This window comes from Methylobacterium sp. FF17, assembly GCF_025813715.1.
GTDB lineage: Bacteria > Pseudomonadota > Alphaproteobacteria > Rhizobiales > Beijerinckiaceae > Methylobacterium > Methylobacterium flocculans.
In genome coordinates, this window is record NZ_CP107532.1 from 3,777,258 (window position 1) to 3,801,628 (window position 24,371).

The following is a 24,371-nucleotide window of genomic DNA, read 5'->3' on the forward strand; positions in this document are numbered from 1 at the left end:
GCGCGCCGGCAATCGGATCCCATATCGCCTTTGCGCTTCCGGCCGCGGTGCTTACCTTGCACCGAGACGCGCGACGAACCGCACGAAGGAACACGGATGACCTCTGGCACGCCCGACGCTACCCTCGACACCGCCGCTCCGGCGGGCATCGGGCCCTTCGCGGAGCGGGTTTGGGCGACGCCCCACGGCCTGCCGCCCTTCGAGCGGATCGCGCCGGCCCATTACCTGCCGGCCTTCGACGCGGCCCTCGCGAGCCACGAAGCGGAGGTCGCCGCCATCGCCGGGCAGGCGGCACCCGCGACATTCGCCAACACGGTCGAAGCCCTGGAACGCGCCGGACACGACCTCGACCGGGTCGCCTCTGTGTTCTTTAACCTGAGCGGAAGCCACACCAACCCCGAGCTCCAGGCGGTCGAGCGCGCGATCACGCCCCGCCTCGCTCGCCACGGCAGCGCGATCTACCTGAATGCCGACTTGTGGGCGCGCATCTCCGCCATCGACCCGGAGGCAGAGGGCCTCGGGCCGGAACAGCGCCGGGTGCTCGACCGCTATCGCACGCGCTTCCGGCGCTCGGGCGCCGACCTCGCCCCCGAGGCCAAGGCCCGGATGGCCGAAATCGCCGGCCGCATGGCCGAACTCGGCACCCGCTTCAGCCAGAACCTGCTCGCCGACGAGGGCGCCTTCGCGCTGCCGCTCGAAACCGAGGCGGACCTGGCCGGCCTGCCGCCCTTCCTGCGCGCCGCATCCGCTTCGGCCGCGAAGGAGCGCGGCTCCACCCACAGCCACGTCATCACCCTGTCCCGCTCGCTGATCGAGCCGTTCCTGGTGTTCTCCACCCGGCGCGACCTGCGCGAGAAGGCCTACGAGGCCTGGACCCGGCGCGGGGAGAACGGCGGCGACACGGACAATCGCGGGCTCATCGCCAAGATCGTGGCCCTGCGCGCCGAGCGGGCCCGCCTCCTCGGCTTCGAGAGCTTCGCGCATTTCAAGCTCTCGGACACGATGGCGGGCTCGCCCGACCGGGCCATGGATCTCCTGCGGGACGTCTGGACCCCGGCCCACCACCGGGCCGCGGCCGAGCGCGACCGCCTCCAGGCCCTGATCCAGGCGGAAGGCCACAACTTCGACCTCGCGCGGCACGATTGGCGCCACTACGCCGAGAAACTGCGCCGGGCCGAACACGATCTCGATGAGGGCGAGATCAAGCCGTACCTCTCCCTCGACGGCGTTATTGCGGCCGCCTTCGACACGGCCTCACGCCTGTTCGGGCTCCGGTTCGAGGAACTCGCCGACGCGCCGCGCTACCATCCGGATGTGCGCGCCTGGGCGGTACGGGATGCCGACGGCTCGGAGGTCGGGCTGTTCCTGGGCGACTACTTCGCCCGCGCCTCGAAGCGCAGCGGCGCCTGGATGAGCGCCTTCCGCTCGCAGGAGCGCCTCAACGGCGACGTGAAGCCGATCATCGTCAACGTGATGAACTTCGCGCGCGCGCCGGACGGCGAGGCGACGCTGCTCTCCTTCGACGATGCCCGCACCCTGTTCCACGAGTTCGGCCACGCCCTGCACGGCCTCCTGTCGGACGTGACCTACCCGCTCCTGGCCGGCACCGCCGTCTCGGGCGACTTCGTCGAACTGCCCTCGCAGCTCTACGAGCACTGGCTCGAGCAGCCGGAGGTATTGCGGGCCCATGCCCGGCATCACCGCACGGGCGAGCCGATGCCGGAGGATCTCCTGAAGCGGCTGCTCGCCGCGCGGACCTTCAACCAGGGCTTCGCCACGATCGAGTACACCGCGTCGGCCATCGTGGACATGACCCTGCACCTCTCGAGCGCCGGGGAGGCGGGCCTCGACGTCGCCGAATTCGAGGCGGACGCGCTGAAGCGCATCGCGATGCCGGCCGAGATCGCGATGCGTCACCGGACGCCGCACTTCGCGCACATCTTCTCGGGCGACGGCTACGCGGCGGGCTATTACAGCTATCTCTGGTCGGAGGTGCTCGACGCCGACGCCTTCGATGCCTTCCGGGAGGCGGGGGACATCTTTCACCCGGAAACGGCGGCACGCCTGCGCCGGTACATCTACGGGGCCGGGAACCTGCGCGACCCGGGCGAGGCCTATACCGCCTTCCGTGGACGCCTGCCGAGCATCGATCCGCTGCTGCGCCAGCGCGGGCTCGCGGCCTGATCGGCATGGTAACGGTTTCGTAAAGAAACAGCCTTAACGAATGCTTCCTGGTCATTCGGGAAGCACGGATCATGACGGATAAGGTGCTCGCGTCGTCGGCGGAAACCTCGCCCGACGCTCTGCTGAAGCAGGCGATCCTCGGAGCGCGTGCTTCGGCCGGGAAGGCTTCGGCGGGGAAGGCTTCGGCAGCCTCCGCGGAGCCGGCACGATCGGCGTGGCGCCTCGACCCCCGTCTTGCCGGGTTCACGGCGGCGGCGCTGGGTCTCGGCGTCCTGCTCGGCGCCGGGGCCGTCAGCCTGACGCTGCCCCGCGCGCCGGAAAGCGCCGAGGCACTGGGCCAGATCCGCCATCAGGTCGAGGCGATGCGAACCGAAGCCGATCGGCAGGTCGAGCGGCTGAGCAGAAGCCTGGCGCAACTCCAGGAGGGCGCGGAGGCTGCGCGCTCCGAAGCCAAGACCCGCAACGCGACCCTCGCCGAGCGCATCGGCCGGGCCGAGCAGTCGCTGGCCGCCAAGGTCGCCACGGTGGGCGACCGACTCGAACAGGCCGAGAAGGAACAATCCGGTCGCCTTGCCGCCCTGACGACGCAGATCGAGAAGCGCGCGGCCGCCCCCATCGCCGCGCCGCCGGCGGCCCAGGCGAGCAAGGCCGCCGCGGCCGAGCCCACGGAGACCGGCACGCTTCCGGACAAGCCCAAGCCCGCACCAACCGAGAATTGGGCCGTGCGCGAAGTCTATGATGGGATCGCAGTGCTGGAGGATCGCAAGCGCCGGCTGGTCGAGGTCGCCCCTGGCGATACCGTTCCGGGCATCGGCCGCGTCGAGACCATCGAACGGCGTGGCAAGGGCTGGGTCGTCGTGACCAAGCAGGGACTCATCACGCCCCAGACGTGGTGACGTCGCCGCGCGTCTAGGAGCTCTGCGCCTCGATCTCGGTCTCGGCGCTGCGGACCGGGAAACGCGGCTCGATCGTCATGGGATCGGCGATCATCGCGCCACGCGCCGCGCGGTTGCGGCCGTGGGTCAATGCCCGCGTCTGCGCCTCGGCGGACGGGTGCAGGATCGCCGCAAGGAAGGCGAAACCTTCGTAGTCGGAATCCAGGTTTTTGGCTTCGAACACAGGCATGATGGCCACCGGACCCGGGGTCCCGAGAGGCTCCCGGTGGGAGCCGCAGAACCTGTCATTGGCAGATAATGGGGATAACGGCAATAAGTTCCGGAACCCCACGAATGTTTACCATTAACTCATGTTTGCACTGCGCCGAAGATTAACGCGGTGCGGTCCCGCACGCGATTACAGTGTTCAGGTGGCCCGATAGAAATCGCCCGGGACGCCCGCCACGCCGGTCTCAAGCACGAACAGGTGCCCCGCCACCGGGTCGAGATCCGGTGACCGATCGCGAGAGCCCGTCGTCACATAGAGACGCGTCAGCTCGGAGCCGCCGAAGGCGCATTTCGTGACCAGCGGAGTCGGCATCCGCACCAAACGCTCGATCCGGCCCTCCGGATCGAACCGGGTGATGCGCGCGCCGCCGTAGTGACACACCCACAGGTGGGCCTGCGCATCCACGGTGAGCCCGTCCGGCTTGCCCCAGTCCGGCTCGAAGCGGACGAAGGGGCGCGCAGGCCCCACCACGCCGTCGGACAGATCGTGCACCCGGATCAGGCCCTCGGCCGTATCCGCCGTGAAGATCCGGGCGCCGTCCGGCGTGACGGCAGGGCCGTTCGACACCGTCACCGCACCCCCGAAGGATTGGAGCCGCCCGGCCTGCCAGCGATGGAACGCGCCTCGGGGTTCGGCCTCGCGATCGTCCATCGTGCTGAAGTAGAGGGCGCCATCCGGGCCGACCTGCCCGCTGTTGAGCCGGTCCCGGTCCGCGTGCCCTTCCGGCGCCACCACGGGCACACGATGGCCGGTCTGCAGGTTCAGGAGCGCGGCGCCGGACCGAAATCCGGCGACCACCGTGTCGGGATCGTCGGTCAGCAGGGCAAAGCCGAGCTTTTCCGCCTGCGGGAAGGTCTGCGTGGTTCCGGTCTGCGGGTGAAACCGCCAGATCGCCGGCGCCTCGACATCGACCCAGGTGAGCGTTCCGGAACGCGCATCCCAGGTCGCCTCCTCCCCGAGGACGCAGCGGCACGCGACCGCGACGGACGGGGATTGCGGATGGACGGTGACGGACATCGATTCGGGCTCCCGGGGAAGGGCGGGGATGGGCGGTGCGTTCCGGAGCGGGCGCTGGGCGCCCGTCGCGGTCAGGCGACGTCCTCGCGCAGGAGTTCGGTGTTGGCGGCAAAGGCCGCCATCGCCCCTTCCGCGGCGGCAACGACGGCGAACTGCACCCGGCGGGAGGCATCCCCCGCCACGAAGAGCCCGGGCACGTTGGTGGTCTCGTACTCCCCGGTCGGGACAGTCCCCTTGTCCGTCAGATCGCAGCCGAGTTGTGCGATCAGATCCGAGGGGCCGCAGGGGACCGGCATCAGGAAGACCGCGTGGCAGGCCCGGGTAGCGCCGTCCGCGAAGACGAGACGTTCCGCGCGGTCGCCGTTGCCCTCCAGGCGCGCGATGGCCGTCTCGATCACGTCGATGCCGTGGCCGTCCAGGCGCGCGCGGTCATGGTCGGAGAGCGCGGTCTCATGGGCATCGGTGCAGAGGGTGACGTCCCGGCTCCACACCGTCAGTTCCAGGGCGACGCCCTTGGCGGAGGGTCCGTGCGCGTAGGCGACGAGGGGCTGGTCGCGGTTCTCGTAACCGTCGCAATAGGGGCAGGAATGCACCCCGTGTCCCCAGTAGGTGTCGAAGCCTTCGATGGAGGGGAGCGCCTGATGCAGCCCGGTGGCGATGATCAGCTTGCGCGCCGTCTCCCGGGTTCCGTCCGCGAGGGTAACGGCGAATCCCGTGTCCCGTCGCTCCGCTCGGACGATGGCGACGTCGCGCCGCTCCACCGTGTCGTATCGCGCGAGATCGGCCTGCGCCTGGGTGCGAAGCTCGAAGGGCGGCGTCCCGTCCCGCGTGAAGACGCCCCACGTGCGGCGCGCGACGGCGTTGCGTGGCGTCCCGGAATCGCAGAGCAGCACGGTCCGCCGGCACCGGCCCAGGATGAGGGCCGCGTTGAGCCCCGCCGGCCCGCCGCCGACGATGATGACGTCGCGCATTCGTATCGCCCCCAGACCCGAACATGCACGATTAACGGTCGCGCGCGGGGGGATGTTCGTCGGTCGCGTCGCCGGACATGGAAAAGGGCGCTCGCGCGCCCTCGTTCCGTGTCGTCGGGACGTCGCGTTTCAGGCGGCGGTGGGAGCCTTCACGGGGATGCCCTTCTCGGACAGGAACTGATGCAGTTCGCCCGACTGGAACATCTCGCGGGTGATATCGCAGCCGCCGACGAATTCGCCCTTCACGTAGATCTGCGGGATCGTCGGCCAGTTGGAAAAGGCCTTGATGCCGTCGCGGACCGCCATGTCGTCCAGCACGTTCACGCCCTTGAACGGCACTTCCAGGTAGTTGAGGATCTGCACGACCTGGCCCGAGAAGCCGCACATCGGGAATTGCGGCGTGCCCTTCATGAACACGACCACGTCCTGGGACTTGATCTCGTTCTCGATCGTGGTTTTCGCGTCGGTCATGGGAGTCCTCATTCGTCTCAAGTCGTGAGTGTTCAGGCTTGAATTCAGGATTCTTGCCCAGATTTCAAGGTCGTCGACTCCGCGATCCGCCGCATGGCGGCATCGAGGTCGAACGGCGTGACGAGAAGTTCGTCAGGCCCCAGCGGACATCGGGACGGGAGATGAGGCAGAAGACGGTCGCCGTAGAGTGTCAGGCCCAGCGTTGCCTGTGCCTGAGCCAGAGACCAGATCTTATCCCAGTCCAGGCGCTGGCGCATCGATCGCTCGTACCGGGTGGTCGCGGCGATCTGGAACGTCCCGGCTTCCTTGCGCCAATGCTCGACCACAAGGGTATCGGGGGCGGACAGGCGCTTGAGGAGGTGGGCCAGGGTCTGCGCCAGCAGGCTCTCCACCGCGTTGATCTGAGACCGCCCCACGCTCTCGATCTCGTCGGCGACGTTCTCCCAGTCGAGGATGTTCGACAGGTCCGGCCGGCGCGCGAGTTCGCGCAGGGTCGAGGCCTGCTGCTCGGCCCAGGTCACGATGTCGTCGTCGTAGAGGCTCGGCTGGTCCATGCGGTCCGCCTCCGGAGGCGACCTCAATCCTGCGGGACGCCCGTAGTCAGCGCAAGGGCGTGGAGCACGCCCCCCATGCGCCCCTGGAGCGCGCCGTAGACCATCTGATGCTGGGCCACGCGGGTCTTGCCCTTGAAGGCGGCGGACAGGACGGTGGCGGCGTAGTGGTCGCCGTCGCCGGCCAGATCCTTGATCTCGATCCGAGCGTCGGGCAGCGCCTCCCGGATCATCGCCTCGATCTCGCGCGCATCCATCGGCATCGGGTTCACTCCTCAGGATCGAAAACGGGATTCTAGGCGGCGACGCCGGCCGGCTGACTCGCCATGTAGGCGGGGAGCCAGCCCTCGTGCGCCGCGCGCAGGTCCGCCACCGCGATGGCCTCGCCACGGGGAAGCGTCAGGCCGTCACCGCCGACGACGCCGACGACGCCGGCCGGGATACCCTGCGCCGAGGCGCTGTAGAGCAGGTCCGGCACCGTCTCCGGATCGACGGCGAGGAGGTAGCGCGCCTGGTCCTCGCCGAAGAGATAGGCATGGGCGAGCAGGCCCTCGGGCACCTCAGGCAGGGCGGCACCGCGGCCGCCGGCCATCGCCATCTCGGCGAGCGCCACGGCGAGGCCGCCATCGGAGAGGTCGTGGACGGTATCCACGAGGCCGGAGGTGATCAGGCCGCGCACGAAGTCGCCATTGCGGCGCTCGACGGCCAGATCCACCGGCGGCGGCGCGCCCGCCTCGCGACCGTCGATAACCGATAGATAGACGGACTGGCCGAGCCAGCCGGCGGTCTCGCCCACCAGGACGAGGAGGTCGCCGTCGCGCTTCAGGTCGATCGTGGCGTGGCGCGTCACGTCGTCGAGGACGCCGACCCCGCCGATCGTGGGGGTCGGCAGGATGCCGACGCCGTTGGTCTCGTTGTAGAGCGAGACGTTGCCGGACACGACGGGGAAATCCAGCGCCTTGCAGGCCTCGCCGATGCCCTTGAGGCAGCCGACGAGCTGGCCCATCACCTCCGGCTTCTCGGGGTTGCCGAAGTTCAGGTTGTCGGTGATGGCGAGGGGCTTGCCGCCCACCGCCGTGATGTTGCGCCAGGCTTCCGCCACGGCCTGCTTGCCGCCCTCGACCGGGTCGGCCTCGCAGTAGCGCGGCGTCACGTCGGCAGTCATGGCGAGCCCACGCGGACCGTCCTCGACGCGCACGATGGCGGCGTCCCCACCCGGCTTCTGCACGGTGTTGCCGCCGATGAAGTGATCGTACTGCTCGTAGACCCAGCGCTTGGAGGACAGGTCCGGCGAGCCGACCAGGCGCTTGAGGGCCTCGGCGCTGCCCACCGTCTCGGGCACGTCGGCGGCATTCAGCACCGGCTGGTGCGTGTTGGCAATGTGCGGCCGGTCGTAGAGGGGGGCCTCGTCGCCGAGCTCCTTGATGGGAAGATCAGCCATCACGACGCCGTCGTGCTTGACCACGAAGCGCAGGGTATCGGTGGTGTGGCCGATGATCGCGAAGTCGAGGCCCCACTTCACGAAGATCGCTTCGGCCTCGGCCTCCATGCCGGGCTTGAGCACCATGAGCATGCGCTCCTGGCTCTCGGAAAGCATCATCTCGTAGGCGCTCATGCCGGCCTCGCGGGCGGGCACCTTCTCGATGTGAAGTTCGACGCCGAGGTCGCCTTTGGCGCCCATCTCGACGGCCGAGCAGGTCAGCCCGGCCGCGCCCATGTCCTGGATGGCGATGACGGCGCCGGACGCCATCAGTTCGAGGCAGGCCTCCAGCAGCAGCTTCTCGGCGAAGGGGTCGCCGACCTGCACCGTGGGGCGCTTCGACTCGGAGGCATCGTCGAACTCGGCGGATGCCATGGTGGCGCCGTGGATGCCGTCGCGGCCGGTCTTCGAGCCGAGATAGACGATCGGATTCCCCACACCCGTGGCGGCCGCATAGAAGATCGCATCGGTGCGGGCGAGCCCCACCGCCATGGCGTTGACGAGGATGTTGCCGTCGTAGCGCGGATGGAAGCCCATGGCGCCGCCCACCGTCGGCACGCCGAAGGAATTGCCGTAGCCGCCGATGCCCGCGACGACGCCCGAGACGAGGTGGCGGGTGCGCGGATGATCGGGCGAGCCGAAGCGGAGTGCGTTGAGGGCCGCGATCGGCCGCGCCCCCATGGTGAACACATCGCGAAGGATGCCGCCGACGCCGGTCGTCGCGCCCTGGTAGGGCTCGATGAAGCTCGGGTGGTTGTGGCTCTCCATCTTGAAGACGCAGGCCAGGCCGTCGCCGATGTCGATGACGCCGGCATTCTCGCCCGGTCCCTGAATCACCCAGGGCGCCGAGGTCGGCAGGCCGCGCAGGTGCTTGCGGGAGGACTTGTAGGAGCAGTGCTCGTTCCACATGGCCGAGACGATGCCGAGTTCGGTCAGCGTCGGGTCGCGCCCGATCAGGCCGCGAAAACGCTCGTACTCGTCCGGTGTCAGGCCGTGCTGGCGAACCAGTTCGGGGGTGATCGGAACATCGTTGCGGAACATGCGACCCCTCTCAGGCCGGGCTCGCTTCCGGGTCCGGCCGTGACGGCTCTAGAGCGGAACGGCGCGCCCTGGCAACCATCGATCGCGGATCGGGCCACGCGCGCCCTCAATCCGCGGGCGATTCCGCCGCCGCGCGGCCCTTGGGCTGCTCCTCCACGTCGCGCCAGCGCCGGATCAGGGCGTGGATCGGCTCCGGCCCGGCCACGAAGGCGACGTAGTCGAAGGCCTCCGGATCGCGGCTCGACATCAGGAGCTGGAAGTGCATGCGGAACAGGTTCCACTTGCGCCGGGCGATGATGCGGGGCTCGATGAGGTCGTCGATCCGGACATGGATCTCGACCGGGCGGTGCGCCCGGGGCGCGGGCAGCTTCGAGGCGCTGAGCGGGTTGCGCTGGTGCACCGACAGCCAGTCCCACTTCGCCCGGACATCGAGCCAGCCGATGGCGTCGCACGCCGCGACCCGGGCGAGCGCGTCGCGGGTCTCGACGGCGCGGGGATCGAGGGTGATCCAGGGGATGACGCTGCCGATGCTGACGAAGGAGACCGGCGTACCGCGCCGGCCGAAATCCGGGTCGCGGGCGAGGATGCGGTCCAGCGCCTCGAGGCCGAGGAAGCTCGATGAGGAATGGCCGATCACGACGATCTCGGATGCCTTGCCTTCGGCACCGCGGATGATCGACGCGAAGGCGTCGAGCCGCGCGCGCATCCGGCTATCGCCGCCACCGGCGTGATCGTGGGTGAAGGCGGTGTCGTCCACGAGGTGAGCCACGTAGAACGGCTTGCCCCGCGTCATCCGCATCAGCAGGGCGAGGATCGCGTAGGCGAGGGGCGGGACGCCGAGATAGACCCACGGCCGGGTGGCCTCGGGCGCGAGGGCGAGGAGGCCGGTGGCCAGCGCGAGGCTGAACGCCACCAGGAACAGGTAGATGAGGTGGACCCCGATGATGACCCGGGCGAACCGCCGCGCCTCGCGCCGGAACGGCCGCAGGTATCCGGAGCGGATCAGCCGCCACCACAGGGCCGGCACCTGCCGCAACCGCCGCCCGTTCGAGCGGGGAAAGCGCGCCCGCACGATGTCGTCCCAGCGCAGCAGGGTGTAGCGCGTGGCCCGGCCGTCGAGGGCCACCGTCCAGTCGAGGGCGAGACCGTCCGGGGACCGCACGGGGTCATCGACCGTGATCGTCAGGCCGCGCCGGACGGCGGCCAGCCGGCTCTCACGCCGGAACAGGCCCCAATAGGTCTCCGGCTCGCGCGGGTCGAAGCCCGGCATGTAGAAGACCTGACGGGGCAGCGCCACGTTCGGCTCTGGGACTTGGGTGATGAGAGATCCGTCCGTTCAGGGGGTGGGACTGCGCCCGTCCCTACACGATGCGCGGGCGCGGGCACGAGTGCGAAAGCACATCAGGCCCGTGCGGCGGGCTCGTGCGCGAGGAATTCGGCGATGGCCCCGACGAAGCGCTCGCCATAGGCCTCGCGCTTGCGCTCACCGACTCCGTGCACGGTGCGCAGGGCGTAGAGGTCGACCGGCTTCGTGCGCGCCATCTCGATGAGGGTACGGTCCGGGAACACCATGAAGGCGGCGATGCCCTCGGCGCGGGCGATGGTGGCGCGCAGGCCGCGCAGGTGCTGGAACAGGGCCTCGGTGGCGGGGTCGAGGTCGAGGCTCGCATCCTCGCGGGCGGCCCCGCGCTTGCGGTCGCGGGGCTCGGCCACCTTCGGTTCGGGATCGGGCCGCATCTGGATGGCCTCGCGGCCGAACAGGATCGCCTCGCCCTTGTCGGTGAGCGAGAGGCCGCCGAAGCCGTCCCCGTTCTCGGTCACGGCGCCGGCGGCGAAGAGCTGGCGCAGCATCGCGCGCCAGGCCGCGATGGGCTTGTCGGCGCCCACGCCGAAGGTCTTGAGCGCCGCGTGGCCGTTGCGGCGGATCGTGTCGGATTCCTTGCCGTGGACCACGTCGCAGACATAAGCCGCGCCGAAGCGCTGGCCGGTGCGCACGATGGCGGAGAGGAGCTTCTGTGCCGGCACGGTGGCGTCGATCAGCGAGACCCCGCTGCGGCAGAGATCGCAGCGGCCGCAGGGCTCGCTCGCCTCGCCGAAATAACCGAGCAGCGATTGCCGCCGGCAGGTGGCGCCCTCGCAGAGCGCGATCATCGCCTCGAGCTTGCGCCGCTCCACCCGGCGGCGCTCGTCCGGCACCTCCTTCTCGTCGATCTGGCGGCGGCGCAGCGCCATGTCGTCGAGGCCGTAGATGGTGAGCGTGTCGGCGGGCAGGCCGTCGCGGCCGGCGCGGCCGATCTCCTGGTAGTAGCCCTCGACGTTCGAGGGCATGTCGGCGTGGCAGACGAAGCGCACGTCCGGCTTGTTGATGCCCATGCCGAAGGCGACCGTGGCGGTCATCACGACGCCGTCCTCCTGCAGGAAGGTGTCCTGGTTCTTCATGCGCGTGCCCTGGTCGAGGCCGGCATGGTAGGGCAGGGCGCGGAAGCCGTCCTTCGAGAGGACCTCGGCCAATTGCTCGGTGCGCTTGCGCGACGAGCAGTAGATGATCCCGCTCTCCTGGCGGCGTGGGCGCAGGAAGCGCTCGATCTGACGCGTCGGGTTGTCCTTCGGCGCGAAGGTCAGGCGGATGTTCGGCCGGTCGAAGGAATGGACGAAGGCCTTGAGTTCGCGGCCGACCGGGAACAGCCGCTCGGTGATGTCGGCCCGCGTCGCCTTGTCGGCGGTGGCGGTGAGCGCGACGGTCTGGACATTGCCGAGCGCCTCGCGGGCTCGGGCGAGGTCGCGATATTCGGGGCGGAAATCGTGCCCCCATTGCGAGACGCAATGCGCTTCGTCGACGGCGAGGCGCCGGACGCCGGCACCCCGCAGGGCATCCATCAACCCTTCCATCATCAGCCGCTCGGGCGAGACGAAGAGGAGCCGCAGGTCGCCGGAGCGGATCCGGCGCCAGGTCTCACGGGACGTCGCCTCGGCCACCGACGAGTTCAGGGTCGCGGCGGCCACCCCGAAACCGAGCATCTGCTGGACCTGATCGTGCATCAGCGCGATCAGGGGCGAGACCACGACGGTGAGCGAGGATTCCACCAGGGCCGGCAGCTGGTAGGTCATCGACTTGCCCGAGCCGGTGGGCATGACCGCGAACACGTCGGTCCCGTCGAGGACGGCGCCGATGACCTCGTCCTGGCCGGGCCGGAAATCGTCGTAGCCGAAGGTGGTCTTCAACGCGGCGCGGGCCTCGTCGAGGCGGCTTGTCATCGGAATCCTGATCGTCTGTCGAAGGGAAGGGCGGCGGACGCGGCCGCTGGTTCGGCGGGGCGCCGACCGGGAGTGGTCATGCCTCTGAACCATCCGGCGCGCCGAGGTCAATCATTGCACGGAGGTCGCATCCGCACGGGGCGGGGCGCCGAAACGGACTGCCCGAGGGCGGAACGCGCGCACGGGGTCGTGGCGGGTGGCCGGACCGCCTTTAAGGCGCCCGTAAGGGCCCTCGTCCATGCTGGGCGGAACGCGTTCGCCACAGACGGGCGCCGATCCGCAACCCCCTTCGCGAGCCAAACCGCGCCATGATGGTGATCCCGTTTCTCGGCGTATCGGGCGCCCTCGGCGCCGCCTTGGCGGGACGGCGCTCGCTTGCGCTCGCCCTCTGGGCGGTCTCGCTGCTCGCGCTGCTCCTGCTGTTTCACCAGCACGCGTCCGACGCGCTGAACCTGACCTTCTGAAAGCCTTCCGTGACAGATCTTCGTCTCACGCCGGACCGGGCGCAGGCCCTCAACGCCCTTGGCCTCGCCGGCTGCAGCGCCATCCTCCTCGTCGCCTTCGGCTATCAGGTGGCGGACGGGGAACTGCCCTGTCCGCTCTGCATCCTGCAGCGCGCCGCCTTCGCGGCGGCCGGAATGGGCTTCGCGCTGAATGTCTGCCTCGGAGCGCGGCCCGCACATTACGCCATCCTCGTCCTGGGTTCGGTGGCGGGCTTCGGCATCGCCGCCCGGCAGACCCTGCTGCACATCGCTCCCGGCACGGGGGTCTATGGCTCGGCCCTGTTCGGGCTGCACTTCTACGTCTGGTCCCTGATCGCCTTCGCCGGACTGATCGTGGCCGCCGCGGTCCTGTGCCTGTTCGAGTCCCAGTTCACCCCGCATGACCGGTCGTCACGCCCGGCACGGATCGGACGGCTCGGCCTCGCCAGCGTGCTGCTGTTCCTCGCGATCACCCTGGCCAATGCGGGATCGACCCTGGCCGAACGCGGCGGCGGCCTCTGCCCGGACAACCCGACCCGCTACGAGTTCTGGGATTCGCTGTTCGGCCGTTAGAGAGAATGTCAGCGTCCCGGCGGGGACGGATCGCTTCGCGCCCTGCTGCGTGATGCCTCGCGAACAGCATCTCGGTCGGCCCTCGGATAATCCCTATCGCAGGGCAATCGCGGCGGCGGACCCGGCCATCACGGTGGCGGAGCCGCGATTGAGAAGGCGGCGGGCACGGCGCGAGGTGAAGGCGCGCCGGGCCCGCTCCGCGGCGGCGACATAGAGCACCAGGACTGTTCCCAGCACGGCGACCAGGGTCGCCGCCATCATCATCAAGCCGAGTGGTGCGAGGTGAGGGAGATCGATGACGCTCGGGAGGAGAGCCAGGAAGAACAGGATCACCTTGGGATTCCCGAGGGTCATCGAAAGACCGCCCAGGAAGGCGCGCAGCGTCTCCTGACGCGGCTCCGAAGCGACCGAAGCTTCCTCCACCGAAGCGTTCCAGATCTTCCACGCCAGATAGGCGAGATAGCCGATGCCGGCGACCTTCAGAGCGATGAAGATGGGGGCCAGTGTCTGGGCCAGGAGCGCGAAGCCGCCCGCCGCGATGCCGAACCAGATCAGGTCTCCCGCGACCATCCCGAGGATGAAGCCGGCGATGCCGCGAGAGCCGGAAGCCAGGACGCGCGCGACGAGCGCCGCGATACCCGGTCCGGGCGATGCCGCGGCGCCGGCATAGATCACGGCGAAGAGGGCGAGGCTGGAGAGCGGCATCGGGGTCACGCGTTCAATCGCGGGCGATTTGCCCGTCGACAACCTTCACCAGATCGGCCCGTCCCTCAAGCTCGGCGAACAGCGCCGGGTCGGCCCCGGTCATCCAGACCTGTCCGGAGAGTGCCTCCAGGGCGTCGAACAGCCCCGCGCGCCGGCGCGGATCGAGATGCGCGGCCACCTCGTCGAGGAGGATGACGGGGCTCAGCCCGCTCATGGCCTGGACGAGGCGGGCATGAGCCAGAACGAGGCCGATCAGCAGCGCCTTCTGCTCGCCGGTGGAGGCGGTGGCGGCGGGCACGTCCTTGGGGCCGTGGCGCACCACGAGGTCGCTGGTCTGGGGACCGCTCAAGGTCCGCCCCGCCGCCCGGTCGCGCGCCCGGCCGTGGCGCAGGGCCATGCGGAAGCGGTCTTCGGCCTCCAGGGCCGGCCAGACGGCGACGAGATCGTCGAGGTCACCCTCCAGGCGCAGGGCCGCCCAGGGAAACGGCTGGGCGTCGTCGCGCCCCTCGGCGATCAGGCGGTCGAGGCGCTCCGTGGTCTCGCGCCGCGCCAGCGCCACCGAGACGCCGAGTTCCGCCACCTCGCGCTCGACGGCGTCGAGCCACTGTCCGTCGTTCGGCCGCTCCTCCAGCAGGCGGTTGCGCGAACGTAGGGCCCGCTCCAGGGCGTTGACCCGGGCCCCATGGCCCGCATCCACCGCCAGCACCAGGCGATCGAGGAAGCGGCGGCGGTCGCCCGCCGGCCCCCGGAACAGGCCGTCGAGGTCGGGGGTGAGCCAGACCACGCGCAGGAATTCCGAGAAGGCCACGGGAGAGGGCGCCGTGGCACCGTCGATCCGGCAGAGCCGGGCGGCGCGGCCATCGAAGCCGGGGGGCTCGTAGCCGGTCCCGATCCGGTGCTCGTCCTCCTCCCCCGCCAGGGTCATCGAGACGGCGAAACCGCCGGGACCACCGCTGCGCGGCATCGCCGAGAGGTCGGCGCGGCGCAGGCCCCGGCCCGGCGAGAACAGCGAGATCGCTTCGAGGAGGTTGGTCTTGCCGGCCCCGTTCTCACCCACCAGCGCGACGAAGCGGCGGCCGACCGCGAGGTCGAGGTCGGCGTGGTTGCGGAAATCGCGACAGATCAGACGGGTGAGGCGCACCCCGCCAGCCCATACCGGATCGTCCCCGACCTGTCTCGCGTCACCGTGCGCCGGCGCCGCGATTACACCCGCATCGGCATGAGCACGTAGAGCGCGGACGCGCCCTCGCGATCCTGGATCAGGGTCGGCGAACCCGGGTCGGCGAGCTTGAACAGGGCGGTGTCGCCCTCGAGCTGGCTCGTGATGTCGAGGAGGTAGCGGGCATTGAAACCGATATCGAGGGTGGCGGCCTCGTAATCGACGTCGAGCTCCTCGGTCGCGCTGCCCGAATCCGGGTTGTTCACCGAGAGTGCGAGGCGGCCCTCCTGGACGGCGAGCTTCACGGCCCGGCCCCGCTCCGAGGAAATCGTCGAGACACGGTCCACCGCGCGGGCGAACTGATCGCGCTGGACCGTGAGGAACTTGTCGTTCCCCGACGGGATGACGCGCTGGTAATCCGGGAAGGTGCCATCGATCAGCTTCGAGATCAGCACCACGCCGCTGGCGAACCTGAACCGGATCTTGGCCGCCGACAGGTCGATCTCGACGCTCTCGCCGCCATCCTCCACGAGCTTGATGATCTCGGCCACCGCCTTGCGGGGCACGATGATGCCCGGCATGTCGCGGCTGCCCTCGGGGGCATCGAGTTCGACGCGGGCGAGGCGGTGCCCGTCGGTCGCCACGGCGCGCATGCGCAGGGCGCCCTCGGACTCGATCGTGTGCAGGTAGATGCCGTTGAGGTAGTAGCGCGTCTCCTCCGTCGAGATCGCGAACTGCGTCTTCTCGATCAGGCGCTTCAGATCCGAGGCCGCGATGACGAAGCGGGTCGGCAGTTCGCCCGCCGCCAGATCCGGGAAATCGCCCTCGGGCAGGGCGCCCAGGGAGAAGCGCGACCGGCCGGAGCGGATGGTCATCTGCCCCGTCTCGCCGCTCGTCTCCAGGGAGACCTGCGCGCCGTCCGGCAGCTTGCGCACGATGTCGTAGATCACGTGGGCGGGCACGGTGGTCGCACCGGCATCCACCACGTCGGCGGGGATCGTCTCGGTCACTTCGATGTCGAGGTCGGTCGCCCGGAGTTCGAGGCCGCCGGTGCCGGCGCGCAGCAGCACGTTCGACAGGATCGGGATGGTGTTGCGGCGCTCCACCACGCGGTGCACGTGGCCGAGCGACCGAAGGAGGGCCGCACGCTCGACAGTGACTCTCATGGGCTGAACTCGTGGTCTCTCGTCCGGCCTCGTCGGGTCGGGCGCGGTGTCGCGCTCAACGTCCCGCCGACGCCCTGGTACCGTGGCCGTTGAACTTGGCGAAGGCTCCCGGCGAACGCAAGTGCGAGCAGCCGGGTATCCCTCGGATGATTCGAGGCGTCGCGCGCGACGCCCCGGTTCCCTCAATCCTGCAGCATCCGCTTCAGGAGCTCGACCTCGTCGTTGAGCACGTTGTCCTCGCCGATCAGCTTGTCGATCTTGCGGACCGCGTGCAGCACCGTGGTGTGGTCGCGCCCGCCGAAGCGGCGACCGATCTCGGGCAGGGAGCGCAGGGTCAGCACCTTCGAGAGGTACATGGCGATCTGGCGCGGCTTGACCACGGCGGCGGTGCGCCGCTCCGACAGGATGTCCGAGCGCGAGACGTTGTAGCGTGAGGCCACCAGCTTCTGGATGTCCTCGATCTTGATGCGCTTGGGCTCGCGGTTCTTGACGAGGTCGCGAATCGCGGTCTCGGCGGTCTCCATCGTCACGGCGGTGCCCGTGAGGGTGGCGTGGGCGAGCAGCCGGTTCACGGCGCCCTCGAGGTCACGTCCGTTGGCGGTGATCGCCCGGGCGACGTAGGTGGCCACCGTCGGCGAGACCTCGAAGTTCGGGTGCGAGACCTGGACGGCCGCGAGGCGCGCGGAAAGGATCGAGGCGCGCAGCTGCTCGTCGAGGGATCCGATCTCGACCACGAGGCCGCCTGCGAGGCGCGAGCGCACCCGCTCCTCCAGGGATTCGAGCTCGGTCGGCGGTCGGTCCGAGGCGACGACGACCTGCCGCCCGGCATCGATCAGCGCGTTGATGGTGTGCCCGAACTCGGCCTGGATCGACTTGCCCTGAATGAACTGGACGTCGTCGAGGATGAGGAGATCGATGGCGCGCAGGCGCTCCTTGAAGGCGAGCGCGTTCTGCGTCTTCAGGGCGTTGACGAAGCCGTACATGAAGCGGTCGGCGGTGAGGTAGATCACCCGGCGGCCGGCTTCACGGGCGGTGTGGCCGATGCCGTGGAGGAGGTGGGTCTTCCCGAGGCCGACGCCGGCATGGAAGTAGAGCGGGTTGTAGAGCGCGCCCTGGCCGTCGTGGCGGGCGACCCGCTCGGCGGCGGCGTGGGCCAGCGCATTCGACCGGCCGACGACGAAGCTCGCGAAGGTGAGCCGGTTGTCGAGCGGCGCGCCGTTGAGGTCGCCACCCGCGTCACCGCGCGTGGCCGCCGCCGGCTCGCTCTCGTGGGCGCCGCTCGACTCCCCGTGGGACGGCATGGGGGCGGCGGCCTGGAGCCGGGCCAGGGGACTCGTGGGGCTGCTGCCGGTCTTGGGAGCGCTCGGCATGGGACGGGCGGCGGCGGAGGGGCCGCGCACGGAGACGTCGAGGCGCGAAACCGACTCGACCTCGCTGCGGAACGTGTTCAGCACGCGGTCGAGATAGTGCGATTCGATCCAGCTCTTCAGGAATCGGGTCGGGACCGTGAGACGGGCGGTGCCGTCGACCACGTCCACCAGTTCGAGCCGGGCGAACCAGCTCGCGAACACGTCCTCACCCAGTTCCGCCCGAAGCCGGCGCTTCACCCGAGCCCAGGCGGCCACCGTATCGGGGCCGCTCACGCCGCTCATGCCCGTCTCGGCATGGCCGGACACGCTACCGTCGACATGCATCATCGCTCTCCTCGTGCCGAGGGCGGAGAGCCGCCAGCGGAACGTACGCACACTTGACTGACGTCGCGCCTCGCGAGGCATTCGCGAGACCCAGATTCGCAACCCTAAGTCAACTGTCTCGGGTCGCTTTTTGTCGATGGAAACAGCCTATCAACAATAAGCTACGGTTCTCCTAACAACGGGGTTTATGGGGACAGCAAAAATTGCGGCAATTCCGACCGAGGGTTCCGGGCGCGAGTCGAGCCGTCCATCCCACCTTGTGCATGAGTCGGCCTCGACTCGCGGATCAGTTGAATTTGTTGGTTCTTCGTGATGGAACGTTAAGCTACACAGGGCCCGAACCCGTCGCAACAAGACAGATCGAGATCAGCGTTAACGCTTCCTCACCAACGCGGCCGAGGATCACGCGGGAGTCCGCCACGATTTCCAAGATTCGAAAGTCGGACCCATCGAACGACGGGAGACGAAGCCGGCGGCCACTCCCCGTCTGCGGGCCTCTCAGACGGCGACAACAAAAAAGCCCGGCATCGCTGCCGGGCTTCATCAGAACGTCCTTGGGAAAAGCCTCAGGCGGCGAGCGCCTTGACCCGCGCGGCGAGGCGCGAAACCTTCCGGGAGGCGTTGTTCTTGTGCACGATGCCGTGCTGGGCGGCCCGCATGATCTCGGGCTCAGCTGCGCGGAGGGCGGTCAGCGCGTTCGACTGATCACCGGTGGCGATGGCCTCCTCGACCTTGCGGACGAAGGTGCGCATGCGGCTGCGACGCGAGCGGTTGACCGCGGTGCGCTTCGCAATCTTGCGGGTCATTTTCTTGGCCGACACGGTGTTGGCCATGGGGCATCCTCGTCACGTTTGAGGCGATCGCGACGAGCCCGCAGGCTGTGGTGTCGGTGGATCGCGTGCAGGTTGTTCGGGCAATGGCGAAGCCGACGATCGCGTTTGAGCGCGCCCGTCGGCGATGTGCGCTCTATAGACACGCGTTGCCGATCCGTCAACGGAACGTCATCGTGGTGTCGTCCCACGGGCGGGGGAGACCGGCGCCCGCGGCTGGGACACCGGATCCCGCGAACGATAGGAGCAAGCCGCGTGCGGAGCGAATCGGACAGGGCGCGGATCGAGTCTCATCGGCCGCTCTCCGGCATGGAAACACCGCGCTTCTCCGGCATCGCGAGCTTCATGCGGCTGCCGGTGGTCGCGCCCGCCGACGCGGTGGGGCGGGTCGATATCGGGCTGATCGGCATTCCCTTCGACGGCGCCACCACGAACCGTCCGGGCGCCCGCCTCGGTCCGCGCGGCGTGCGCGAAGCCTCCACGGGCACGCGAGCACGCAACGCCGCAACGGGCGTCGCCCCCTACGAGCTCGCGGCCTGTGCCGACCTCGGCGACGTGCCGGTGAACCCCATCGACGTCGCCGCGACCGCGCAGATCATCGAGGGCTTCCTGCGCCCTCTGGCCGAGGCCGGCCTCGTGCCCTTGTCGATCGGGGGCGACCACTTCGTGACCTATCCGGTGCTGCGGGCGCTGGGCCGGCACGAGCCCCTCGGCCTCATCCATGTCGACGCCCACAGCGATACCGATGACGGGCAATACGGCGGCACGTCGCTGACGCATGGCACGCCGTTCCGCCGCGCGATCGAGGCCGGGGTCCTCGATCCCCGGCGCATGGTGCAGATCGGCCTGCGCGGCAGCGTCGATGCGGCGGACGAACTGGACTGGGCGGCCGGACAGGGCGTGCGGATCGTGCCGATGGAGGCTGTCCTCGCGCGCGGCCTCCCCGATGTCCTGGCGGAGGCCCGCGCCGTCGTCGGCACGGGGCGCACCTATCTCAGCTTCGACATCGACGCCCTCGACCCGGCCTACGCTCCCGGCACGGGCACCCCGGAGATGGGCGGCTTCACCGCACGCGAGGCACTCCAGATCGTGCGAGGGCTCGGGGGTCTCGACCTCGTCGGCGCGGATGTGGTCGAGGTGGCGCCACCCCTCGACCCGTCCGGCATTACGGCGCTCGCCGGGGCGACGCTCGCCTTCGAGATCCTGTGCCTGCTAGCCCAGGCGGTCGACGCGCGGCGCGCCAACCGAGACGGTGCCGCACGGGCCTGACGGCCCCGTCGCGAATCGCCGGGCGAAGTATCCCGCTCAGCCCCGCGGCAGGGGCATCGCGCTTCCGCGCGCCACGACGTCCTGCGGGGCCGCGAAGGGCGCGAAGGCGGCGATGAGGTGAACGCCGATCACGGGTCCGAAGACGAGGCTCATCATCACCGCCATGATCAGGGCGACGTTGGCATCGCCCGACGACGCGCGTTTCGCCTTGGTCCGGCGGGGCGTCGTTCGGACGAGCTTCGAGCCGTCGGCGCGACGCAGGGTCAGGGTCCGGACCGGCGCCACGGCGAAGCGGAGGCGGGGGAGGGCATTCGAGAAGGTCATCGGCTCACCTCGTTCGACCGGCCATCGGGGCCGATCGCGGGCGAGCCCGATCAAGCGATCAGGCGCGGGTCACGCGGGCGGCCATCGGCGGCGCGGTCCATCGACTACTGTCGCTGGGCATTGGGTTCGGTAGTTCCTGTGGAGGCGCACGGCCGCACCTTCGGTGCTGCACGTGCGAACGACGCCGACATGATGCCGTCGCCGGGGTTAGTCAAGGCTTAACGTGTGAGGGCCCCCAAGGGTCCGCGCGCTTTTCCCCGGGGATCGATTCAGCGGCCCAGGAGTGCGGCGCAATGCGCGACGAGGCGGCGCCCGACCTCGTCCTTCTCCAGGGTCGGCCACGTCTCCACCGCGCCGTCGCGGCCGATGAGGTGAACCGTGTTGGTGGGGCCGCCCATGACCCCCCCGGCAGGGGAAACGTCATTGGCGACGATGAGGTCGCAGCCCTTCCGGGCGATCTTGGCGCGGGCGTGATCCAGCACCGAATCGGTCTCGGCGGCGAAGCCGACGACGAGGCGCGGCCGGTCCGTGCCGCGCCCCGCGATGGTGGCAAGGATGTCGGGATTCTCCACGAGGGCGAGGGGGGCGGGCGCCGCGCCGTCCTTCTTGATCTTGGCGGCACGCGTCTCGGCCGGGCGCCAGTCGCCGACGGCGGCGGCGAAGATCGCGAGATCGGCCGGGAGCGCCGCCTCCACCGCCGCCAGCATCTCGCGGGCGGTCTCCACGGACACGACGCGGACGCCGGCGGGGGCCGGGATCGCCACGGGCCCCGAGACCAGCGTCACCTCCGCTCCGGCCGCCGCCGCGGCGGCAGCGATGGCGTGGCCCTGCCGGCCGGAGGAGCGGTTGGCGAGGTAGCGCACGGGGTCGATGGGCTCGTGCGTCGGGCCAGAGGTCACGAGCACGCGCTTGCCGGACAGCGAGCCCGCCGCTTCGCGCCCGGCCAGGAACCCGAGACCAGACCCGAAACCAGCCCCGAGCCCGGACGCCGGGCGCGCCGCCGCGAGCAGGGCTTCCACCGCGTCGGCGATCTCGGCTGGCTCGGCGAGGCGCCCCGGGCCGAACTCCGCCTCCGCCATCGCGCCGTTGTTCGGCCCGACCACCCGCACCCCGTCCCCGCGGAGCGTGGCGAGGTTGCGCCGCGTCGCCGGATGTTGCCACATCCGCACGTTCATGGCCGGCGCGATCAGGATCGGCAGGGTGGTGGCGAGCAGCACCGTCGCGGCGAGATCCGAGGAATCGCCCGTGGCCATGCGCGCCATCAGGCTCGCGGTGGCGGGGGCCACCACGATGGCGTCGGCGTCGCGGGCGAGCTTGATGTGGCCGATATCGGCCTCCTCCGCCCGGTCGAACAGATCCGTATGGGCCCGCTCACCCGCGAGCGCCGCCGCCGCCAGCGGCGTCACGAATTCCTGGGCGCCCTTCGTCAGCAGGGGGCGCACCCGCGCCCCGCGCTCGCGCAGCCGCCGGATCAGGTCCAGCGCCTTGTAGGCCGCGATGCCCCCGCCGATGACGAGGAGGATGCGGCGGTCCTGGAGCGGGCGCGTCATGGTCCGAACCCCTGTGCAGAATCAGCGTGAACGAAGGGCGGCCCCAGACGGTCCTACCGGAACGCCATGACCAGGGCCCCGATGGCGATGCCCCAGAGGGCGAGCGTCGACCAGAGGGCGCGCCGGCGCTCCGCCCGGGCGAAGCGGTCGATCCGGTTGCCGTCGCCGGAGCCGGCCTCGTCGAGGCGCACCAGGATGCGGCGCAGGCGCTGGGCGAGGTCGGGGATGTCGGCGACCACGTCGGTGATGGTCAGCGCCGCGCGGCCCATGCCCTCGATGCGCCCGACGGGCCCGAGGTTGCGGGCGATCCAGGAGCGGACCACCGGCTCGGCCCCGGTCCACATGTCGAGCTGCGGATCGAGGGAGCGGGCGACGCCCTCCACCACCACCATGGTCTTCTGGAGCATCACGAGTTCGGTGCGGGTGCTCATGTCGAACAGGGCCGTGATGTCGAACAGCAGGGTCAGCACCTTGGCCATCGAGATCTCGTCGGCCTTGCGCTGGTGGATCGGCTCGCCGATCGCCCGGATGGCCTGCGCGAAATCCTCCACCGAATGGTGCGCCGGCACGTAGCCGGCCTCGAAATGCACCTGCGCCACCCGCTTGTAGTCGCGCAGGATGAAGCCGAGCAGGATCTCGGCGAGGAAGCGCCGCTCCGCGTGCCCGAGGCGGCCCATGATGCCGAAATCGACCGCCACCAGGGTGCCGGTCGGGTCCACGAACAGGTTCCCGGGATGCATGTCGGCGTGGAAGAAGCCGTCCCGGATGGCGTGGCGCAGGAAGGACTGGATCACCGAGCGCCCCAGGGCCTTCGGATCGTGCCCGGCGGCCACGATGGCGGCGCGGTCGTTGAGGCGGATGCCCTCGATCCATTCGCTCGCCAGCACGTCGCGGCCCGTCAGTTCCCAGTCGGGCTTCGGCACCCGGAAATCCGCGTCCTCCCGGGTGTTCTGCGCGAGTTCGGACATCGCGGCCGCTTCCAGCCGGAAATCCATCTCCATCATCACCGAGCGGGCGAGGATCTCCACCACCTCGCGGGGGCGCAGGCGCTCGGCCTTGGGCGAGAGGGCGTGCACCACGCGGGCCATGAAGCGCATGACCTGCAGGTCGCGCTGGAAGCGCTCGCGCACGCCGGGGCGCATGACCTTGATCGCCAGGACGCGCTCGGACCCATCGGCGTCGAGGATGTGGGCCTTGTGGACCTGGGCGATGGAGGCCGCCGCGATCGAGGGGCCGAACGAGACGAAGAGGTGCGCCACCGGCTTGCCCAGCGTCGCCTCGACGACGCGGATCGCGGTCTCCTGCGGGAAGGGCGGCACCCGGTCCTGCAGCGTCTCCAGGTCGCGGGCGGCGTCCATGCCGACGATGTCGGGGCGGGTCGCGAGGAACTGGCCGAACTTGACGTAGCTCGGCCCGAGCCGCGTCAGCGCCCGCTGCAGCGGACCGGCGCCGCTGCCCAGGCCGGGACGCTCCAGCATCCGCCCGGTACGCAGGGCGAGGTGCAGGTGCGGCGGCAGGTCGGTGGGGTCGACGAAGGACAGCGCGCCCTCGCGGGCCAGCACGAAGCCCACATGCGCGCCGCGGAACAGGTGGATGACGGCGCCGAGCATCAGGCGGCCCGACCCGTCACGAGACCTTCCACCCGGAATGGATCGCCACGATGCCCCCGGTGAGCGGCCGGTGGCTCACGTGGCGGAAGCCGGCGGCCTCGATCATCCCGGCGAACCGGCCCGGGGAGGGGAATTTGCGGATGGATTCCACGAGATAGCGGTAGGAATCCGCGTCCCCCGCCACGCTGGCGCCCAGCCGCGGGATCACGTGGAACGAGTAGGCGTCGTAGATCCGGTCGAGCACCGGGAGATCCACCTTGGAGAATTCGAGGCAGAGGAAGCGCCCGCCGGGCTTGAGCACGCGGTGCGCCTCGGCGAGCGCCACATCGATCCGGGGCACGTTCCGGATGCCGAAGGCGATGGTGTAGGCATCGAAACGCTCTGAGGGCAGGGGCAGCGCCTCGGCATTGGCGGTCACGAAGTCGATCCGCCCCGGGAAGCGGTTCCCCGCCCGCTCGGCGCCGACACGCAGCATGGCCTCGTTGATGTCGAGGACCGTGGAGTGGGTGTCCGGGCCCCCGGCCTCCAAGGCTCGGAAGGCGATGTCGGCGGTGCCGCCGGCCACGTCGAGGTGGCGGAACGGCCGGTTGCGCGGCGGGCGCAGCATCGAGATCAGGTGCGACTTCCAGGCGCGGTGAAGGCCCCCGGACATGAGATCGTTCATGAGGTCGTAGCGCTTGGCAACCGAGCGGAACACGTCGTCGACGCGGCCCTGCTTCTCGTCGAGCGCGACGCTTTCGAAGCCGAAATGCGTGCTCGCGCCGTCCGTGGCCTGATCGACCGACCGTTTCACCGAATTCATGGACATCAACCTCTCGCGCACGCTCAATAGCGAAACGTGGCCGGGATCGCCATGTGCCATCCTGTGTGAGGTG

General features: G+C 70.0%; 23 protein-coding genes. 5 read left to right on the forward strand and 18 right to left on the reverse strand.

What is annotated here, in order from left to right; translation table 11 throughout:
- Positions 1 to 96 precede the first annotated feature (96 nt).
- Both OF380_RS17915 and OF380_RS17920 read left to right on the forward strand, forming a co-directional pair.
- Complete coding sequence (locus tag OF380_RS17915) at positions 97 to 2,184, forward strand: M3 family metallopeptidase (protein WP_264046319.1); 2,088 nt, start codon at positions 97 to 99, stop codon at positions 2,182 to 2,184.
- A gap of 71 nt (positions 2,185 to 2,255) precedes the next feature.
- Positions 2,256 to 3,080, forward strand: coding sequence for a hypothetical protein (locus OF380_RS17920; protein WP_264046320.1), 825 nt, complete (start codon positions 2,256 to 2,258; stop codon positions 3,078 to 3,080).
- Positions 3,081 to 3,093: 13 nt separating this feature from the next.
- On the opposite strand, the gene OF380_RS17925 is transcribed toward OF380_RS17920, so the two are convergent.
- The 9 genes from OF380_RS17925 to recQ form a co-directional block, all read right to left on the reverse strand.
- Positions 3,094 to 3,309: a hypothetical protein gene (locus tag OF380_RS17925; protein WP_264051381.1), complete on the reverse strand. Its 216-nt coding sequence runs from the start codon at positions 3,307 to 3,309 to the stop codon at positions 3,094 to 3,096.
- A 177-nt stretch (positions 3,310 to 3,486) separates the two neighbouring features.
- Positions 3,487 to 4,365: an SMP-30/gluconolactonase/LRE family protein gene (locus OF380_RS17930; RefSeq protein ID WP_264046322.1), complete on the reverse strand. Its 879-nt coding sequence runs from the start codon at positions 4,363 to 4,365 to the stop codon at positions 3,487 to 3,489.
- Between the two features lie 71 nt (positions 4,366 to 4,436).
- Positions 4,437 to 5,336 carry an NAD(P)/FAD-dependent oxidoreductase gene (locus OF380_RS17935; RefSeq protein WP_264046324.1) on the reverse strand — a complete coding sequence of 300 codons (900 nt, stop codon included), beginning with the start codon at positions 5,334 to 5,336 and terminating at the stop codon, positions 4,437 to 4,439.
- A 129-nt stretch (positions 5,337 to 5,465) separates the two neighbouring features.
- Positions 5,466 to 5,807, reverse strand: coding sequence for a Grx4 family monothiol glutaredoxin (gene grxD / locus OF380_RS17940; protein ID WP_264046325.1), 342 nt, complete (start codon positions 5,805 to 5,807; stop codon positions 5,466 to 5,468).
- Between the two features lie 44 nt (positions 5,808 to 5,851).
- Complete coding sequence (locus tag OF380_RS17945) at positions 5,852 to 6,361, reverse strand: DUF29 domain-containing protein (RefSeq protein ID WP_264046327.1); 510 nt, start codon at positions 6,359 to 6,361, stop codon at positions 5,852 to 5,854.
- 23 nt (positions 6,362 to 6,384) lie between these two features.
- Positions 6,385 to 6,621 (reverse strand): BolA family protein, encoded by a 237-nt coding sequence (locus OF380_RS17950; protein ID WP_056095688.1) that lies wholly within the window; start codon positions 6,619 to 6,621, stop codon positions 6,385 to 6,387.
- A 32-nt stretch (positions 6,622 to 6,653) separates the two neighbouring features.
- Entirely contained in the window at positions 6,654 to 8,879 is a 2,226-nt protein-coding gene (gene purL / locus OF380_RS17955) for a phosphoribosylformylglycinamidine synthase subunit PurL (RefSeq protein WP_264046338.1), read from the reverse strand.
- Positions 8,880 to 8,985: 106 nt separating this feature from the next.
- The gene (locus OF380_RS17960) at positions 8,986 to 10,149 is read right to left on the reverse strand and encodes a type 1 periplasmic-binding domain-containing protein (protein ID WP_264051382.1); all 1,164 of its coding nucleotides are present in this window, start codon (positions 10,147 to 10,149) and stop codon (positions 8,986 to 8,988) included.
- Between the two features lie 131 nt (positions 10,150 to 10,280).
- Positions 10,281 to 12,134, reverse strand: a complete 1,854-nt coding sequence (recQ, locus tag OF380_RS17965) for a DNA helicase RecQ (RefSeq protein ID WP_264046340.1) — start codon at positions 12,132 to 12,134, stop codon at positions 10,281 to 10,283.
- Positions 12,135 to 12,442: 308 nt separating this feature from the next.
- On the opposite strand from recQ, the gene OF380_RS17970 reads away from it, so the two are divergent.
- Both OF380_RS17970 and OF380_RS17975 read left to right on the forward strand, forming a co-directional pair.
- The gene (locus tag OF380_RS17970) at positions 12,443 to 12,598 is read left to right on the forward strand and encodes a DUF5993 family protein (RefSeq protein WP_264046342.1); all 156 of its coding nucleotides are present in this window, start codon (positions 12,443 to 12,445) and stop codon (positions 12,596 to 12,598) included.
- Positions 12,599 to 12,607: 9 nt separating this feature from the next.
- Positions 12,608 to 13,189: a disulfide bond formation protein B gene (locus OF380_RS17975; RefSeq protein ID WP_264046344.1), complete on the forward strand. Its 582-nt coding sequence runs from the start codon at positions 12,608 to 12,610 to the stop codon at positions 13,187 to 13,189.
- 93 nt (positions 13,190 to 13,282) lie between these two features.
- Here the strand turns inward: OF380_RS17975 and OF380_RS17980 are convergent, their stop codons facing one another.
- The 5 genes from OF380_RS17980 to rpsT form a co-directional block, all read right to left on the reverse strand.
- Positions 13,283 to 13,894, reverse strand: coding sequence for a LysE family translocator (locus OF380_RS17980; RefSeq protein WP_264051383.1), 612 nt, complete (start codon positions 13,892 to 13,894; stop codon positions 13,283 to 13,285).
- A 13-nt stretch (positions 13,895 to 13,907) separates the two neighbouring features.
- On the reverse strand, positions 13,908 to 15,035 hold the full coding sequence (gene recF / locus OF380_RS17985) for a DNA replication/repair protein RecF (RefSeq protein ID WP_264046346.1): 1,128 nt from the start codon (positions 15,033 to 15,035) through the stop codon (positions 13,908 to 13,910).
- Between the two features lie 62 nt (positions 15,036 to 15,097).
- Complete coding sequence (gene dnaN / locus OF380_RS17990; protein WP_264046348.1) at positions 15,098 to 16,219, reverse strand: DNA polymerase III subunit beta; 1,122 nt, start codon at positions 16,217 to 16,219, stop codon at positions 15,098 to 15,100.
- 182 nt (positions 16,220 to 16,401) lie between these two features.
- On the reverse strand, positions 16,402 to 17,913 hold the full coding sequence (gene dnaA / locus OF380_RS17995) for a chromosomal replication initiator protein DnaA (protein WP_264051384.1): 1,512 nt from the start codon (positions 17,911 to 17,913) through the stop codon (positions 16,402 to 16,404).
- A 566-nt stretch (positions 17,914 to 18,479) separates the two neighbouring features.
- Positions 18,480 to 18,746, reverse strand: coding sequence for a 30S ribosomal protein S20 (rpsT, locus tag OF380_RS18000; protein WP_056190238.1), 267 nt, complete (start codon positions 18,744 to 18,746; stop codon positions 18,480 to 18,482).
- A 306-nt stretch (positions 18,747 to 19,052) separates the two neighbouring features.
- Between rpsT and speB the strand changes: the two genes are divergently transcribed.
- Complete coding sequence (speB, locus tag OF380_RS18005; protein ID WP_264051385.1) at positions 19,053 to 20,012, forward strand: agmatinase; 960 nt, start codon at positions 19,053 to 19,055, stop codon at positions 20,010 to 20,012.
- 36 nt (positions 20,013 to 20,048) lie between these two features.
- On the opposite strand, the gene OF380_RS18010 is transcribed toward speB, so the two are convergent.
- The 4 genes from OF380_RS18010 to ubiE form a co-directional block, all read right to left on the reverse strand.
- Positions 20,049 to 20,336 (reverse strand): hypothetical protein, encoded by a 288-nt coding sequence (locus OF380_RS18010; protein WP_264046354.1) that lies wholly within the window; start codon positions 20,334 to 20,336, stop codon positions 20,049 to 20,051.
- Between the two features lie 269 nt (positions 20,337 to 20,605).
- The gene (locus OF380_RS18015; protein ID WP_264046356.1) at positions 20,606 to 21,886 is read right to left on the reverse strand and encodes a bifunctional phosphopantothenoylcysteine decarboxylase/phosphopantothenate synthase; all 1,281 of its coding nucleotides are present in this window, start codon (positions 21,884 to 21,886) and stop codon (positions 20,606 to 20,608) included.
- A 53-nt stretch (positions 21,887 to 21,939) separates the two neighbouring features.
- The gene (gene ubiB / locus OF380_RS18020; RefSeq protein ID WP_264046358.1) at positions 21,940 to 23,496 is read right to left on the reverse strand and encodes a 2-polyprenylphenol 6-hydroxylase; all 1,557 of its coding nucleotides are present in this window, start codon (positions 23,494 to 23,496) and stop codon (positions 21,940 to 21,942) included.
- Between the two features lie 16 nt (positions 23,497 to 23,512).
- Positions 23,513 to 24,298 carry a bifunctional demethylmenaquinone methyltransferase/2-methoxy-6-polyprenyl-1,4-benzoquinol methylase UbiE gene (gene ubiE / locus OF380_RS18025; RefSeq protein ID WP_264051386.1) on the reverse strand — a complete coding sequence of 262 codons (786 nt, stop codon included), beginning with the start codon at positions 24,296 to 24,298 and terminating at the stop codon, positions 23,513 to 23,515.
- Between the last annotated feature and the right edge of the window lie 73 nt (positions 24,299 to 24,371).